The organism is Desulfofundulus sp. JL263-se, from assembly GCF_056316025.1.
Window position 1 is genome coordinate 1,729,820 of record NZ_CM149993.1, and the last position, 15,580, is coordinate 1,745,399.

Below are 15,580 nucleotides of genomic sequence, written 5' to 3' on the forward strand. Positions count from 1 at the left end.
CAGTTATAAACCGGTCTCACCTGGCCTTGAAATACAGGTCGCAAGTCTTAAAAATGAGCAAAATGCTACACAGCCAGCTGGCAATTTAATCAATTACAGCTACCCAGCCAGGCCTGAAAGTTTCAAGCATTTTCAACAACGACAAGTAACCGTTAATCTATTTACTCAAATGCAGGGGTATAAATTACCGGCTCAAAATAATGAAAAATCGTTGCAAACGCAAACCACAGCCAGGGAAATTAAAAGCGGGCAAGATAACCTTTTATATCAACAAAATCAACAACTACCAGCCAAAACTATTACCCCAACCATACAGCTCGAAGGAAATCCAAACACTAGCATGCCGCAACCGGCACAGTTAGCCGCCCGCATAGCCCCGGTCATTCAACAAGCTGTATCCAATAACCAGGGAACCACTTCCCTGCGGATAAAACTCAAGCCCGAACACCTGGGAGAGATTACCATACGCCTGGTATATAACCAGGGCAACCTGCAAGCCCACTTCATTGCCGCCAGTGCCCATACTAAGGAATTACTGGATCAATCTATGGGACAACTAAAGGAAAACCTGGCCCAGTTAAATATTAACCTCAATGATATATCAACTTCATCGGATAACGGCGGCAGCAACAGCTGGGCCCAAAATGGCCAATTTGGACAAGGCCAATTCCGGCAAGGTCAATTTAATGCCATAAATAATAAAGAACCATCGATCTCAATACCGGATGAACCGGTTATAGAAGAAACGCTGACGGGGCCAATAAGCATTGCAGGAACAATAAACATAAATCACCTGGTTTAACCAGGGGAGGTCAAAAATATGCAGGTAACTCCAAGTTCTGACCTTATCTATACTGAAAACCGGCAAGCAACACAGCCCAAGCAAGAACTGGATAAGGACGCTTTCTTAAAAATACTGGTCAACCAGCTGCACTATCAGAATCCTTTGAATCCCCAGGACTCCGACTCCTTCATTACCCAAATGGTGCAGCTTACTACAATGGAACAAATAACAAAACTCGCAACAAGCATGGAAAGGCTTTTAGAAGCCCAGGAATTTAACCGAGCAATCAGCCTCATCGGCCATGAAGTTGACGTGCTGGGTGAAAATGAGGAAGTAATGCAGGGAACTGTCGATAAAGTGATAATGGATGGCGGGGAACCTCTTTTGGTAGTAAACGGCACCAGCTATGAATTGAGCCGGCTGGTTAGTATAACCAAACCCGTTTCGGAAGAACCCGAACAAATACCCGGTGAAGAACCCGGGCAAGAACCTGAGGTTAAATAATTAATTTGTATTGGAGGGAAGAAAATGTTACGTTCCCTTTATTCAGGAGCATCGGGAATGCGCAGCCACCAGACCCGGCTGGATGTTATAGGAAACAACATCGCTAATGTTAATACCACTGGTTTTAAATCGGGAAGGACCGAATTTAAAGATGCATTGAGCCAGACATTACAAGGCGGAACAAGTACAACTGATCATAAACACGATACCAACCCTGTACAGGTTGGAACTGGCGTAAATTTGGCCACTATTTTTAATGATTTCAGGCAAGGTGCATTGCGTATGACGGATAGGATTCTTGACGTTGCAATTGAGGGAAACGGGTTTTTCGTCGTGCAAGATTCTTCCGGAAATATATACTATACCAGGGATGGCAACTTCTTTTTAACCTATGATGATAATAGTAAAACGAGTTATTTGGTTACCAGTGCTGGACACCAAGTGTTGGATACCCAAGGTAGTCCAATAACACTTAGCAATGCTCCGGTAAAATCTATTAGTATTGGAAAAGATGGAAGTATTTCTTATATAGATAAAGACGGAAACCCTCAATCTACTACTAACCCTATAGGGCTGGCTGTTTTCGGCAACCCCGAAAGCCTTAAAAAAGCCGGCGGAAACCTATATGTTGAAGGAGCTAATACCCAAAGGCTAAATAGTACAGGCAATTATACTCAGCCAGGACAGGGTACCGCCGGCACCCTCGTCTCCGGTTACCTGGAAATGTCTAACGTGGACCTAACCAAGGAATTTACCGACATGATTATCACCCAGAGAGGTTTTCAGGCCAACGCCCGGACAATTACTGTATCAGATACCATTTTGGAAGAACTCATTAACCTCAAAAGGTAATATCACTAACTAACCAACAGGTGAAGCAATATGCCCAGAAAAGATAAAAGTAGTGCCCAAAACGCCAGCCCCGAAAAACCCCAAAAACAGCCCGGCTTCCTCCAGCTGGTCCTGGCCGGCCTCCTGGTTTTCCTGCTGGGGGCCGGGCTGGTCATAGGCTATTTTAACGTGGTGGGATTCCCCGGGGCGGAACAGGCTCAAAAGTCCAAAAAAGAAGAAAAGAAAAAAGAGGAACCCACCGCCACCATGGACCTGGGGAGCATAATAGTTAACCTGGCCGACCCGGGGGGAGCCCGTTTCTTAAAAGTGGGCGTGGTCCTGGAGTACCCGGAAGATGAAAAATTCGCCGAGGAGCTGGCAAAAAAAGAACCCGAAATCACCGACCTGATTATAAAAATATTACGCAGCAAGACAGTGGACGAAATACGGCCGCTTGATAAAATTGGCCCGCTCAAAAACGAAATTATTAACGCCGTAAATAAAATACTGGTGGGAGGCAAGGTGAAACGGGTGTTTTTTACGGAGTTTATAATCAGCTGAGTTAGGGGGAGGCGGCAGCACGATGAACGAACAGGAAATCAAGGAATTTTTGGAGGGCACCGGCAAAAACAAACAGGTAATAAAAAAGGTTAACTTTCCCCAACTGAAACCGGCAGCAGGTTCCAGCCGGATGAAAGTAGGCATAAATTACCTGGACGACATCCCCATTATTGTCACCGCCGAGCTGGGCTCCACCTGGATTAAAGTAGGTGAGCTTTTGGGCCTGGAAGAAGGATCGGTGCTGGAACTGGACCGGCCGGCAGGGGAAATGGTGGATATATACCTGAACCAGCAGCGTTTCGGCCAGGGGGAAGTTATAATTATAGGAAACAACTTCGGCCTGCGCGTGCACACCCTTTACGAACCCGAGCCCGCGGCAGGAGAAAAGCTGGATGGATGATGAAATGCTCCGGGCCCTTGCCCGGCTTGCCGTATCCCTGCCCCTGGTTGCCGTTCTGGCCTATTTTGCCATAAAGTACGGGCTGGGACAGCGTACCGCTGGGATATGTAAGCGAAGGTACATGAGGGTGATTGAACAAGTGCCGCTGGGCCCCAGGGTTTTATTAAGCCTTGTCCAGGTGGGGGACAAGTATTACCTTCTGGCCCACCAGGACGGTTCTACGGTCTTGCTGGCGGTAATGGACGAAATGCCGGCGGAAATTATGTTCGAAGGCCACGGTACATCGCCCGGCAACATCCTGTCCTTAATTTCGGGAAAATGGCTGCAGCGGGAGAACAAGGGCCATGAAAAATAGCCGCATGCTACTGCTGACTCTTTTAGTTTTTGTCATAATTCTTGTTATTTCCCACCCGGCAGCGGCTCAACCCCTGCCGGGCATAGATTTGCAGGTGCGGCCCACGGACGACCCGGAGCAGGTGGTGGACAGCGTCAAACTGCTGGTACTGCTAACCCTGCTTTCCCTGGTGCCGGCTTTTCTTCTTACCATGACCAGCTTTACCCGCATTATAATAGTACTTTCCCTTTTACGTTCGGCGCTGGGAATAAACCAGACACCGCCCAACCAGGTACTGATCGGGCTGGCCCTTTTTCTAACCATATTTATTATGTCACCGGTATACAGCCAGATTAACCAGCAGGCCATACAGCCTTACCTGGCCAATGAACTCACCCAGGAGGAAGCCTGGGACCGGGCAGCCGCCCCGGTCCGGGATTTTATGCTCAAACAGACCAGGGAAAAGGATTTAAAGCTGTTTATCGACTTGTCGGACGCGCCGCGTCCCCAAAATAAAGAGGACGTCCCGCTGTCCGTACTCGTACCGGCCTTTGTCATCAGCGAGCTGAAAACGGCTTTTCAAATGGGCTTTTTGATTTACGTTCCCTTTTTGGTCATCGATATGGTCGTGGCCAGTACCTTGATGTCCATGGGCATGTTTATGCTTCCCCCGGTGATTATATCTCTTCCCTTTAAATTGCTGCTCTTCGTAATGGTGGACGGGTGGCACCTGGTTGTAAAATCGCTGGTGGAAAGCTTCGGCTAGTTAATTAACCCTTTCCTGAGAGGGGCGGGTACATGACCGATACTTTTATTATCGGAGTAGTACGGGAAGCGTTACTCACCGTTTGTATACTGGCACTCCCTCCCCTGGGCATGGCCCTGCTGGTGGGCATAATCGTAGGAATACTGCAGGCCACCACCCAGATTCAGGAACAGTCCCTGGCTTTTGTCCCTAAAATTATAGCCGTATTGGTTACCCTGGCCGTAACCGCCCCCTGGATTATCCGGGTAATGACGGGCTTTACAACCAGGATCTTCGGCAAACTCCCGGACGTGCTGGGCTGAGGTGTAAAAATGCTTCCCGGTTTCGACACGCTGGTACTATTTTTACTTGTCCTGGCCAGGATTTCGGCATTCCTGGTGGCTGCCCCCTTCTTTTCCCTGCAAAATTTTCCTGTCATGCTCAAGGCTGCGCTTGCCCTGGGTATGGCGGCCCTTCTGGTGCCAGCGGTACCGTCACCGGAGGGAAATTTTGCCGGGGCACTGGATTTCAGCCTGGCTTTGGCCAGGGAAGTGGGAGTGGGCCTGGCCCTGGGTTATATCTGCACACTGCTCTTCAGTGCCCTGTCCGTTGGCGGGCAATTAATTGATATTAAGATAGGCTTTTTCATGAGCCAGATATTCGACCCCATGGAGGGAGGACAGTCCACAATTATTTCCCGGTTTTTATTCCTGCTGGGGATGGCTTTTCTCCTGTCCGTAAACGCACATCACGACATAATAACCATACTGGCCAAAAGCTTTGAGGTCGTACCGCCGCTGGGGGCGGCGGTTTCGGGGAAATTTGCCCTGGTGTTGATAAGGGCCTTTGCAGATATGATGGTCCTGGCTGTTAAAATAACGGCCCCCATAATGGCCGTGGCGCTGGTAGTGGACGTTTCCCTGGGGCTGGTAGGACGGACTGCCCCCCAGCTAAACATTTTCATTCTCGGCTTTCCCATTAAAATAATGGCAGGCATTATCACACTGAGTCTTCTGGTTCCCGTACTGGGTTCAGTATTTAACCATATATTCCAATTAATGGAACGGGATATGTTACTTCTTTTGAGGGAATTTTCCCACTGAGACATTATCTTTAATTAAGTAGGACTTAACTTGGAAAATTTCCCCCAAAATTTGAAAGGGTTAACCTGATGGCGGACAGAAATCCAGCCCAGGAAAAAACCGAGCCACCAACGCCGCGTAAGCTGCAGGAAGCCCGGAAGAAAGGACAGGTGGCTAAAAGCCGGGACCTTACTGCAGCCCTGCTTCTCTTGGCCATGATTGTCCTGGCCTACGCCTGGATAGACCAATCCACACAGGCTTTCCAGGCCTATTTGGCCGAATATTTCAGAACAAGCCTGCACTACAGGCTGCCCGAAGAACATCTTATCCGCGTCCTCTGGGACTTCGGCCTGGAGCTGGCGTTAATAACGGCACCGGTATTTATCGTAGCCATCCTTGCCGCGCTGCTGGCCAACCTTATCCAGGTAGGCTTTCTCTTCGCCCCGGAGGTAATCAAGCCCAGGGCGGAACGGATTAACCCTATCCAGGGATTTAAGCGCATCTTTAGCTTGCGCAGCCTGGTGGAACTTTTAAAAAGTATTTTAAAAATCGTGATAACGGCAGCCGTGGTCTACCTGGTAATGCGGTCCAGAATACACGAATTGTTACTCATAGTTTTCAAGCATCCACCGCGGATTTTCGAAGTCATTGCGGACATCCTCCTGGCCGCGGCCACCGCAGGAGGTATCGCCTTTTTTGTTTTATCTGTATTCGATCTTATGTTCCAGAGATATGAGCATTTCAAGAACTTAAGAATGACCAGGCAAGAGGTTAAAGAAGAAATGAAACATACCGAGGGAGATCCCCACCTGAAGTCCTGGCTGCGGCGCCGGCAGAGGGAAATCGCCCTGAACCAGATCCGCCGAGAGGTCCCGGCGGCCACGGTGGTGGTGACCAACCCGGAGCATTACGCGGTGGCCCTGCGCTACGATGAAGAGGAAATGCAGGCTCCTACCGTTACCGCCAAAGGGGCCGGGTACCTGGCCCAAAAAATAATGGAAATTGCCGCTAAACATAACGTGCCCGTACTTCGCAGGCCGGAAGTGGCCCGGGCCCTTTACTTCCAGGTGGAACCGGGCCAGGAAATCCCGCCGGAACTTTACCAGGCTGTGGCCGAAATAATCGCCACCGTATACCGGCTGGATAAAAAGCTGCACACTAACTAACAGATGCGGAGGTCTTCAATTATGTCCCCGCCCCAGGGAAACAACGTGCTCAACCTGACCAAACAAAATATGGACCTGCTCATCGCGGGCCTGGTATTGGGCATCGTCCTTATGATAGTGGTTCCCCTGTCCCCCGGAATGCTGGACTTTCTGCTGACCATTAACATTACCGTCGCCCTGGTAATCATCCTCATCACCATGTTTACCACCCAGCCCCTGCAGTTTTCGGTATTCCCGTCCCTTTTGCTGGTTACCACCCTGTACCGGCTGGCCCTTAACATCTCTTCCACCCGCCTCATACTGGGTGACGCCCGGGCCGGAAAAATAATTGACGCCTTCGGGCACTTCGTGGTGGGCGGGAATTACATTGTGGGGCTGATAGTCTTTATCATCATTACAGTTATCCAGTTCGTGGTCATCGTCAGCGGTGCCGGAAGAGTGGCCGAGGTGGCGGCCAGGTTCACCCTGGACGCCATGCCCGGCAAACAAATGAGCATTGACGCCGAATTTAACGCCGGCCTGATCAGCGAGGTGGAAGCCCGGGAAAGGAGGCGCATCCTCCAGAGAGAAGCAGACTTCTTCGGGGCCATGGACGGCGCCAGCAAATTTGTAAAAGGAGACGCCATCGCTGGAATTGTAATTATTTTAATTAATATTGTGGGCGGCATAACCATAGGCACCCTCCAAATGGGCATGTCTGTTACGGAAGCCTTACATACATATACCCTGCTGACCATTGGGGACGGCCTGGTTTCCCAAATACCGGCGCTGCTAATATCCACGGCGGCAGGCATTCTGGTTACCCGGGCCACGTCGGATTCTAATTTCGGCCAGGAAGTTACCGCCCAGTTTACCAACTTTCCCAAAATACTGTTCCCGGTTTCCGGCGTAGTGTTTGTTATCGGACTGCTCCCCCAAATGCCTCACCTCATATTTATTACCCTGTCCGGGCTGCTGGTCTTTGCCGCCCGCAGCCTTACAAGGGAAAAAAAGAAACAGGAATTAAGGCAGCAGGAAATGGAAGCTCTAGAGCAGTCGCAAAGAAGGCGGGAACCGGAAGATATATCCTCTTACTTCCAGGTTGACCCCCTGCAGATAGAAATAGGTTACAATCTCATTCCCCTTACTGATGAAAGCCAGGGGGGAGACCTTTTGCAGCGCCTGGCCTCGGTGCGCAGGCAGTGTGCTGCGGAAATGGGCATATACGTGCGTCCCATTCGCATATGCGATAATCTCCAGTTAAATCCCAACAGTTATGTTTTTAAACTCCGGGGAGAGGAAATGGCCTCCGGGGAATTAATGCCGGGCCACTTCCTGGCCATGGATCCCACGGGACAGGAAACGGAGATTAAGGGCATTCCCACCACGGAACCAACATTCGGCCTCCCCGCCTGGTGGGTAACCGCCGCCGACCGGGATGAAATTGAAATGCGCGGCCTCACGGTGGTGGACTGTTCCACCGTACTGGTGACCCACCTTACCGAATTTATCAAGCAGCACGCCGATGAATTGCTGGGCCGGCAAGAAGTTAAAGAATTGGTGGACGTGGTTAAAGAAAATAACCCTGCCCTGGTGGATGAACTTCTTCCGGATACCCTTACGCTGGGGGATATTCAAAAAGTATTGCAAAACCTTCTTAAAGAACGGGTGCCAATCAGAGACCTGGTGGTTATTCTGGAAGCCATGGCCGACGGGGTGAGACTGAACCGGGATATTGACTTTCTCACCGACTACGTGCGCCAGGCCATGGCCCGAACAATTTGCCGGCAGTATATTACGGAAAATAACATCCTCCCGGCAATCACCCTGCACCCCCGGCTGGAAAACACTATTACTGAATCTATCCAGCAGACTCAAATGGGCAGCTACCCGGTTCTGGAACCGAAACTGGCCAGGCGGATTATGGAAAACCTGCAGCAAACAGTAGAAAAGTTATCTGCCCAGGGAACAAGCCCGGTAGTGATATGCTCGCCCCAGGTGCGGCTACCGTTCAAGCGCCTGACCCAGAGATACATTCCGCAGCTGGCGGTTCTATCCCTTAATGAAATTATTCCGGGAGTGGAAATTCAGGTCATGGGAACGGTGAGTACGGATGAAAATTAAAAGATATACCGTGTCCAGTATGCAAGAGGCAATGAACGTAATTAAAAAAGACATGGGGCCCAATGCTGTAATAATCGGTTCCGAAAAAGCACCAAGGAAAAGTATTTGGGATTTTCTGGGCCCCAGGCAGCTGATAGTTACGGCAGCGGTGGAAGAACAGCAGGAAGAAACAATACCCCAAAAACCGGAGGTGAAAGAAATAGATATCACCGGCAGTAACAAAAGACTTCCCGCTGCAGCCGCGGTTTTACGCACCCAGCCGCCGCTAAATTCTTCCGGCGGATTAGACATAAGCCGTCCCCGGCCCGGGAAGGAACCTGTAATTCCTAAGAATGTGTTGCCCGCCAAGCTGCCGGAACCCTTACTGGATTTCGGAGAAAAGGAAAAAGACGACTGGTTTAAAATGCTGGTACATAAAATGGCGGACCAAGGGGAGGTTGGAGAAATGGACAGTACGACCTCAAAGTGGCGACAAATACTCCGGGAAATGGAAATTCACGATAAAATTGCGGAGATCCTTCTGTCGGACTTGAAAGAAACTTCCGAGGTTGATTCTACTAATACAGAGGAATTTTTTAAAGTTTCGTTGAAGAATAAAATAGTAGCGCTGGTAGACCGTGCCTATAAAAACAGCGCCAGCAGCAGAATAATGACCTTTGTGGGCCCCACGGGGGTGGGCAAAACCACCACCCTGGTAAAGATAGCCACAAGATACCAGGTATTTCACCATAAAAGCATTGCCCTCATTGCCTTATACAACCACCGTTTCGGCGCCCTGGAAGAATTAAATTATTACGCCGAAATCATAGGGGCCCCCGTAGAAATTGTAATGACCCCGGGAGAACTGGATAAGGCGGTGCAAAAGCACCAGGACAAAGACTATATTTTTATTGATACGGAAGGACGCCCCTCCAAAAACACCGGCCAGATTCTGGAACTCAAAACCTTTTTAGACGCCATAGGCGATAAGCAGGACGTTTTGCTGGTTTTAAGCGCTACCACCAAAAACCGGGATATTATGCGGATAGCCAGGGATTTTAGCAGGGCAGGGTTTTCCAAAATGGTTTTTACTAAGCTGGACGAAACCGATACCCTTGGTTCCATGTTAAATGTAATTTGCGAAATGGGAACCCCCGTGAGCTACGTTACCAACGGGCAGAACATCCCCGATGATATTGAGGCGGTTAATCCCAAAAGGCTTGCCAATTTAATTCTTGAGGGGTTTGATCGCGGTGAAGCGATTCCGCTTTAAAAGGAACCCCCATATAATAAAGCAAAGCGAGAATATCTCCCAAAACCACGTATCTCCTGTTATAAAGCCCTGCATTATGGCCATAACCAGCGGGAAGGGAGGGGTTGGCAAGACCAGCCTGACGGTCAACTTGGCCATTTCCCTGTCCCAGGCAGGTAAAAGGGTGGTAATTTTTGATGCTGACCTGGGGCTGGCCAATGCAGAGGTTCTGATGGGAATAAACCCTCCCCTTAGTCTTTACGACTGCTTAAAGGGGCGGGCCCAGATCCGGGATATAATCATTCCGGGACCCGCCGGGGTAAAACTGATTTCGGGCGGCTCGGGGTTTATGGAACTGGCTAATTTAAGTGACGAACATTTACAAAATTTAATAAATTCCCTACAGGTTTTGGATAATGAAGCCGATTTTATAATAGTGGATACGGCGGCTGGCATTTCCAAAAACGTGCTGGCCTTTACAGCTGCCGTGGAAGAGCTGGTCCTGGTCATAACCCCCGAACCCACGTCAATGACCGATGCTTATAGCCTTACCAAAATTGTTTCCAAGTACCACCTGCACAGCAGGGTTCACATCGTTGTTAACAGGGTTTCGGGGCAAAGAGAAGCAGCGGAAGTTTTACATAAATTTAAAAATGTTTGCACGCGTTTTTTAAGCATATCAATTAATTACCTGGGATACATACTGGAAGACCGTTCTGTTCCCGAAGCCGTAAAAGCCCAGGAACCACTGTTTTTATACAAGGCCTCTACACCAGCCGCAAAATGTATTTTAAAAATCAGTGACAATATCAGGAGGAGTTTTAAAGAAGACGATGAACCCCGGTTGGGAATAAAGGAATTCGCCAATAAGCTTGTCCGGCTTTTTAGGAGGTAATGATTTTGCCGGAACGGTTAAACCTTACCATGAATCAAAAACTGTCCATATCCAAAGACGGCGTGGATTGGCATACAACATCGGTACAGGAATACGGGGAAGACAGGTTTTCCATCGCCATACCTTATCAAAAATCTCAGCCCCTAATTCTTCACCGGGGAGAAAACGTCACCGTCAGGTTTGTCGGGGAAAATGCCAGCTACCAGTTTAAAGCCCGGGTTATGGGCCGAACCGAAGATCGGATTCCCCTTTACGTTTTGGCCATGCCGGAAAAAGTTGACCGAATTCAACAGCGTAAGTTTGTCAGAATACCCATTTCCATACCGGTAAAATACGCCGTAGAGCCGGGTGGTAACGAAAAGCCGGAGTATAAAGAAGCCTTTACCGTTAACCTCAGCGCCGGCGGCATGAAGCTGGCCTTAAAAGAACCCCTCAGGGAGAGGATAACGCTACTCCTCCGCTTTCAGTTAAAAATCAAGGAACAATTACTTACTTTTGAACTTAAGGGGGAAATAGTGCGCCTGGAAGTTATAGAATTACAAGACAAACGCCGTGTTTATCACGCGGGCATTGAATTTTTAGATATCACTCGAAACACTCAGGATAAAATTATGAGATTCATATTCGCCAGGATGGGCAGGCAAAATCAACTGCGTTAATTTGGGTGTGGCGCGATGTCAAAGGCGGATTTGTGGCAAAAATACATCCGGTCGCGGGACGAAAACACCAGGCAAGAGCTGGTTTTGGCTTACCTTGACCTGGTCAAGCAACTTTCCGGCAGGCTGGGCGTAAGACTGCCCGGCTGTATGAACCGGGAAGACTTAGAAAGCTGCGGCATCCTGGGTCTGCTGGAAGCCATTGACAAATTTGACCCCGGCATGGGAATTAGTTTCGAAACCTTTGCCTACCAGCGCATACGGGGGGCAATGTATGACGAAATCAGAAAAGCCAACTGGATTCCCCGCACCACCTGGCAAAAACTCAACAACCTGTATCAGAAGCGGGAGAAAATGGAGAAAACACTGGGGCGGAGTGTATCCGATCAGGAATTGGCCGAAGAAATGGGCACCACCGTCCAGGAAATACATAAGCTGAACAGTCACTTATCCAGATTAACCTCCCTCTCTCTGGACGATACACCGGAAGAACAAGGAGACGACACCGTGCGTTTCGCAGACATGATTCCCGACCCTTCTTCTCCCGACCCGCTGCAGGTGGTTTGCGATAACAGCGATAAAGAAACCCTGACCAGGGCAATAAAACTTTTGGGCGAAAGGGACCGGCTGGTTCTAGCCCTTTATTACCAGGAGAAACTTACCCTCAAGGAAATTGGACAGGTTCTGGAAGTAAGCGAGTCGAGGGTATGCCAGCTGCACCGCAGGGCCATTGCCAGGCTTAGAAAAAAACTGGCCGAATTGTCTGGAGAATGAATTGGTACCGAAGGAGCGTGAAAGTTTTGAATCGAGGATTTTACACAGCAATAGCGGGACTGAATACCCAGCTGGCCAGGATGGAGGTAGTTTCCAATAATCTGGCCAATGCGGAAACTGCCGGGTTTAAGAGGGAAACCGCAATTATTTCCCCCTTCCAGGAAATGATGTTGGTTAACTCAAACTCAAAGGAAAACTACACCGGACCGCCCTTTTCACTGGAAATAGGGACTATCAACCAGGGTTCCCTGGTAAGGGAAGTGGTTACCGACTTCAGGCCGGGGGTATTGGTAAAAACAGGTAAAGCGGGGGATTTGGCCGTTACGGGGGAAGGCTTTTTCTGCCTGGAAGATGAAGGGGGAAACCGCTACTATACCAGAAACGGAAGATTCCACGTGGATGTCCAGGGGTATATCGTACACACCAGCGGGCTGCGCCTGCTGGGAGAAGGGGGGCCCCTTAAAGTTTCCGGGGGAGAATTCACTGTTTCCGGCGGCGGTAAAGTTTTCTCGGGAAACAGTGAAATTGGCCGGATCCTGATCTGCCGCTTCGATGACCCGTCTGTCCTGCAAAAAAGCGGCAACAACCTGTACAGCGCCCCGGCCGGTGAGAGGGTGATTGCCGTTGAAAGGCCCGAAGTTCGCCAGGGATACATTGAAACCTCCAACACTGACCCGGTAAAGGAAATGGTAACGGCCATGGAGGTTCTCCGGGCGTATCAAGCCGGGCAAAAATTAGCGCAGGCCCACGACCGGCTCCTCAATCTGGCTATCGGAGAAGTAGGAAAATTGAAATAACATCTATGTTGAGGTGACTCTATGCAGAGAATTTTATGGAACGGTGTTAGCGGGATTTCATCGCAAATGCTGCGCCTTGACACCGTGGCCAATAATTTGGCCAATATTAATACAAGCGCCTTTAAAGCCCAGTATACTGCCTTTTCCGACCTGGTATACCAGGAACTGTCTGCATCGGGAAAACCGGTTAATAATAGGGCAAATGGTATCTATTCCGGAAGCGGCTCCCGGGTGGCCGAAATTCCCAGGGATTTCTCCCCGGGGGTAATGGTGAAATCCGATAACCCCTATAGTATAGCTATTGCGGGCAAAGGATTTTTCCGCGTCCAAAACGAGGAGGGGGACGAATTTTATACCCGGGACGGTAATTTTCACAGAAATGCCGCGGGATACCTGGTTAATGCCTCGGGCAAATTTTTGCCCGGCATCAAAATTGACGAAGATGCCGTTAAGGTGTTAATTCATCCTGACGGAACTGTGGAGTCCCTGGATAGTTCCGGAAATGCCGCCCATGCGGGTCAGGTTAACTTATATCTTTTCAGTAATCCCCAGGGACTGAAAGCCGTCGGCGAAAATCTTTTTACAGCCACGCCGCAAAGCGGCACCCCTCAAAAGTATGTTCCCGGGGAAAACGGCACGGGACGACTGAAACAGGGTTTCGTAGAGATGTCCAACACTGATGTGACCATGGAAATGGTTAAGCTCATTAATACCCAAAGAATAATCCAATTAAATGCTCAATCAGTGAAAATTGCCGACCAGCTGTGGGACATGGCCAATAATATTCGAAGATAAATGAGGAGTCACAATGGAACAAACAGATGCAAAAGAAATACGAGTAGGTATTGCCGACTTAAGGGTAGTTAAAAAACCGGTCCGCTTGATTACGCTGGGTCTCGGTTCCTGCGTAGGCGTCGGTATTTACGATCCTTCTACCCATATAGCCGGGCTGCTTCACTTAATGCTTCCCGACAGTACAAAATTCAGCCGCGTTACCAGCGAGGCAAAATTTGCCGACCTGGGCATACCTTTACTGGTAAAACAAATGAAAAAAATGGGGGCCAGGCCCCAAAAAATGATTGCCAAACTGGTGGGCGGGGCCCAAATGTTCAGCGGTATGGATGAAAAGCTGACATTCAATATTGGAGAGCGAAATGTGGAAAAAGCGAGGGAAGTTTTAAAGCAAATCGGTATAAGGATTGTGGCCGAAGATGTGGGGGGCAATAAAGGAAGGACCATGATTTTGGACGCCAGTGACGGAAAAGTATATATAAGAACCCTGGGAAGGGAACAAAAGGTGATTTAACAAATGACCTTTGAAGAATTCAAACGCCGGGCCCGTACGACATTTCGAATCGACCTGGAAAGTTACAAGGAAAATCAGCTGCGCAGGAGAATCAACAGTTTTATGCAAAAATATAAGTCCCCCAATTATGACGATTTTTTTAACTTGCTTAAAGCCCGGCGCGTCGTTTATGAAGCCTTTCTGAACTATTTGACCATTAATGTATCCGAGTTCTTCCGTGACCCCAAAAAATTTGAAGAATTGGAGAGGGAACACCTGCCGGCTCTTCTAAGAAACAAAAAAACTTTAAAGATTTGGAGTGCCGCCTGCTCAAACGGCGCCGAACCTTATTCCGTGGCCATAATCCTGGACGAAAAGACCCCCGGGGTGAGACACCGTATTTTGGCTACCGACGTGGACAAGAATATTCTGGCCCGGGCGGCCTTGGGAAAGTATGGGGCCGATGCAGTTAAAAATGTCAGCCCGGATAGATTGGCCCGGTATTTCACCAAAGAGGACAACGGTTATAAAATATCAGATGTACTGAAAAAGAAAGTTACTTTTAAACACCACGATCTTCTGCAGGATAGATACGACACCGGCTTTGATCTCATCCTTTGCCGTAACGTAACCATTTATTTTACCCGCGAGGCCCAGGAGCGGGTAAACTCTCAATTTGCCAAGTCTCTCAATGAAGGAGGCATATTATTTATCGGGGGAAGCGAGATGATATTCAATTACCAGGAACTGGGGTTTGAAAAGATATCCCATTGTTTTTACCGAAAAAAGACAAATAAAACGAAGGGAGCTGGCCATGTCAAAGTTTAAGGAAATTTCACCGGTACATCTGGATGCCCTAAAGGAAATAAGCAATATTGGTATGGGTAACGCCTTAACCTCACTGTCCCAGCTGGTTAACCAGAAGATTAACATGACTGTTCCCCGGGCAGGGTTTTACTCTCTGGAAGAAGTAATTTCCCTGATAGGGGGAGAGGAAAAACTGGTCTCCTGCGTCAGCCTGCGCGTTTTTGGGGATGTGCAGGGAATCATGATGTTTATTTTTGACGAGCCGAGCACTTATTTATTGGTAGATTTTTTAATGGGCCTGCCGGAAGGTTCCACCAGGGAATTAGATGAAATGAGTGAATCGGCAGTTAAGGAAGTGGGCAATGTATTGACCGGTTCCTTCTCTAACGCCATAGGTATGATGTCCCAGCTTAAAATGGTAACTACGGTCCCCGTTTTCGCCTTTGACATGCTGGGAGCCATATTAACTTCTTTAATAATTGCCAGCAACAGAGTGGAAGATAAGGTGCTGGTAATAGAAACCGAGCTGACTCTGGCAAATCAAAAAGCCAAAGGGCACTTTTTCTTTTTAGCCGAGCCCGACGATATTGGCAAGCTCCTGAGTGCCCTGGGCCTGTCCCTATAA

Annotated in this window: 20 protein-coding genes; all 20 read left to right on the forward strand. The window is 49.0% G+C overall.

Annotated elements, in window-relative coordinates:
• The first annotated feature begins 211 nt into the window (after nt 1-211).
• A complete protein-coding gene (locus tag ACX4JR_RS08810) occupies nt 212-802 on the forward strand; it encodes a flagellar hook-length control protein FliK (RefSeq protein ID WP_476057709.1) in 591 nt (196 codons plus the stop codon).
• Nucleotides 803-820: 18 nt separating this feature from the next.
• Nucleotides 821-1,288 carry a flagellar hook capping FlgD N-terminal domain-containing protein gene (locus ACX4JR_RS08815; RefSeq protein ID WP_476057710.1) on the forward strand — a complete coding sequence of 156 codons (468 nt, stop codon included), beginning with the start codon at nt 821-823 and terminating at the stop codon, nt 1,286-1,288.
• A gap of 24 nt (nt 1,289-1,312) precedes the next feature.
• The gene (locus tag ACX4JR_RS08820) at nt 1,313-2,140 is read left to right on the forward strand and encodes a flagellar hook-basal body complex protein (RefSeq protein WP_476057711.1); all 828 of its coding nucleotides are present in this window, start codon (nt 1,313-1,315) and stop codon (nt 2,138-2,140) included.
• A gap of 30 nt (nt 2,141-2,170) precedes the next feature.
• Nucleotides 2,171-2,680: a flagellar basal body-associated FliL family protein gene (locus ACX4JR_RS08825; protein ID WP_476057712.1), complete on the forward strand. Its 510-nt coding sequence runs from the start codon at nt 2,171-2,173 to the stop codon at nt 2,678-2,680.
• A gap of 22 nt (nt 2,681-2,702) precedes the next feature.
• Nucleotides 2,703-3,080, forward strand: a complete 378-nt coding sequence (locus tag ACX4JR_RS08830; RefSeq protein WP_476057713.1) for a FliM/FliN family flagellar motor switch protein — start codon at nt 2,703-2,705, stop codon at nt 3,078-3,080.
• Nucleotides 3,073-3,435 (forward strand): flagellar biosynthetic protein FliO, encoded by a 363-nt coding sequence (locus ACX4JR_RS08835; RefSeq protein WP_476057714.1) that lies wholly within the window; start codon nt 3,073-3,075, stop codon nt 3,433-3,435. The genes ACX4JR_RS08830 and ACX4JR_RS08835 overlap by 8 nt, the downstream gene beginning before the upstream one ends.
• Nucleotides 3,425-4,180, forward strand: a complete 756-nt coding sequence (fliP, locus tag ACX4JR_RS08840) for a flagellar type III secretion system pore protein FliP (RefSeq protein ID WP_476057715.1) — start codon at nt 3,425-3,427, stop codon at nt 4,178-4,180. Before ACX4JR_RS08835 ends, fliP begins: the two co-directional genes overlap by 11 nt.
• Before the next feature lie 32 nt (nt 4,181-4,212).
• Complete coding sequence (fliQ, locus tag ACX4JR_RS08845; RefSeq protein ID WP_476057716.1) at nt 4,213-4,482, forward strand: flagellar biosynthesis protein FliQ; 270 nt, start codon at nt 4,213-4,215, stop codon at nt 4,480-4,482.
• Nucleotides 4,483-4,491: 9 nt separating this feature from the next.
• Nucleotides 4,492-5,262 (forward strand): flagellar biosynthetic protein FliR, encoded by a 771-nt coding sequence (fliR, locus tag ACX4JR_RS08850; RefSeq protein WP_476057717.1) that lies wholly within the window; start codon nt 4,492-4,494, stop codon nt 5,260-5,262.
• A gap of 68 nt (nt 5,263-5,330) precedes the next feature.
• Nucleotides 5,331-6,407, forward strand: a complete 1,077-nt coding sequence (gene flhB, locus ACX4JR_RS08855) for a flagellar biosynthesis protein FlhB (protein WP_476057718.1) — start codon at nt 5,331-5,333, stop codon at nt 6,405-6,407.
• 21 nt (nt 6,408-6,428) lie between these two features.
• Nucleotides 6,429-8,510, forward strand: coding sequence for a flagellar biosynthesis protein FlhA (flhA, locus tag ACX4JR_RS08860; protein ID WP_476057719.1), 2,082 nt, complete (start codon nt 6,429-6,431; stop codon nt 8,508-8,510).
• On the forward strand, nt 8,500-9,762 hold the full coding sequence (gene flhF / locus ACX4JR_RS08865; protein ID WP_476057720.1) for a flagellar biosynthesis protein FlhF: 1,263 nt from the start codon (nt 8,500-8,502) through the stop codon (nt 9,760-9,762). The genes flhA and flhF overlap by 11 nt, the downstream gene beginning before the upstream one ends.
• Complete coding sequence (locus ACX4JR_RS08870) at nt 9,743-10,636, forward strand: MinD/ParA family protein (RefSeq protein WP_476057721.1); 894 nt, start codon at nt 9,743-9,745, stop codon at nt 10,634-10,636. The genes flhF and ACX4JR_RS08870 overlap by 20 nt, the downstream gene beginning before the upstream one ends.
• 5 nt (nt 10,637-10,641) lie before the next feature.
• Nucleotides 10,642-11,295, forward strand: coding sequence for a flagellar brake protein (locus ACX4JR_RS08875; protein ID WP_476057722.1), 654 nt, complete (start codon nt 10,642-10,644; stop codon nt 11,293-11,295).
• A 15-nt stretch (nt 11,296-11,310) separates the two neighbouring features.
• Nucleotides 11,311-12,066, forward strand: coding sequence for a sigma-70 family RNA polymerase sigma factor (locus ACX4JR_RS08880; RefSeq protein ID WP_476057723.1), 756 nt, complete (start codon nt 11,311-11,313; stop codon nt 12,064-12,066).
• Nucleotides 12,067-12,092: 26 nt separating this feature from the next.
• Nucleotides 12,093-12,863, forward strand: a complete 771-nt coding sequence (locus ACX4JR_RS08885) for a flagellar hook-basal body protein (protein WP_476057724.1) — start codon at nt 12,093-12,095, stop codon at nt 12,861-12,863.
• Nucleotides 12,864-12,884: 21 nt separating this feature from the next.
• On the forward strand, nt 12,885-13,658 hold the full coding sequence (locus ACX4JR_RS08890) for a flagellar hook-basal body protein (RefSeq protein ID WP_476057725.1): 774 nt from the start codon (nt 12,885-12,887) through the stop codon (nt 13,656-13,658).
• 13 nt (nt 13,659-13,671) lie between these two features.
• Nucleotides 13,672-14,169: a chemotaxis protein CheD gene (locus tag ACX4JR_RS08895; RefSeq protein ID WP_476057726.1), complete on the forward strand. Its 498-nt coding sequence runs from the start codon at nt 13,672-13,674 to the stop codon at nt 14,167-14,169.
• 3 nt (nt 14,170-14,172) lie between these two features.
• Nucleotides 14,173-14,976, forward strand: a complete 804-nt coding sequence (locus tag ACX4JR_RS08900) for a CheR family methyltransferase (protein ID WP_476057727.1) — start codon at nt 14,173-14,175, stop codon at nt 14,974-14,976.
• Nucleotides 14,963-15,580: a chemotaxis protein CheC gene (locus tag ACX4JR_RS08905; protein ID WP_476057728.1), complete on the forward strand. Its 618-nt coding sequence runs from the start codon at nt 14,963-14,965 to the stop codon at nt 15,578-15,580. Before ACX4JR_RS08900 ends, ACX4JR_RS08905 begins: the two co-directional genes overlap by 14 nt.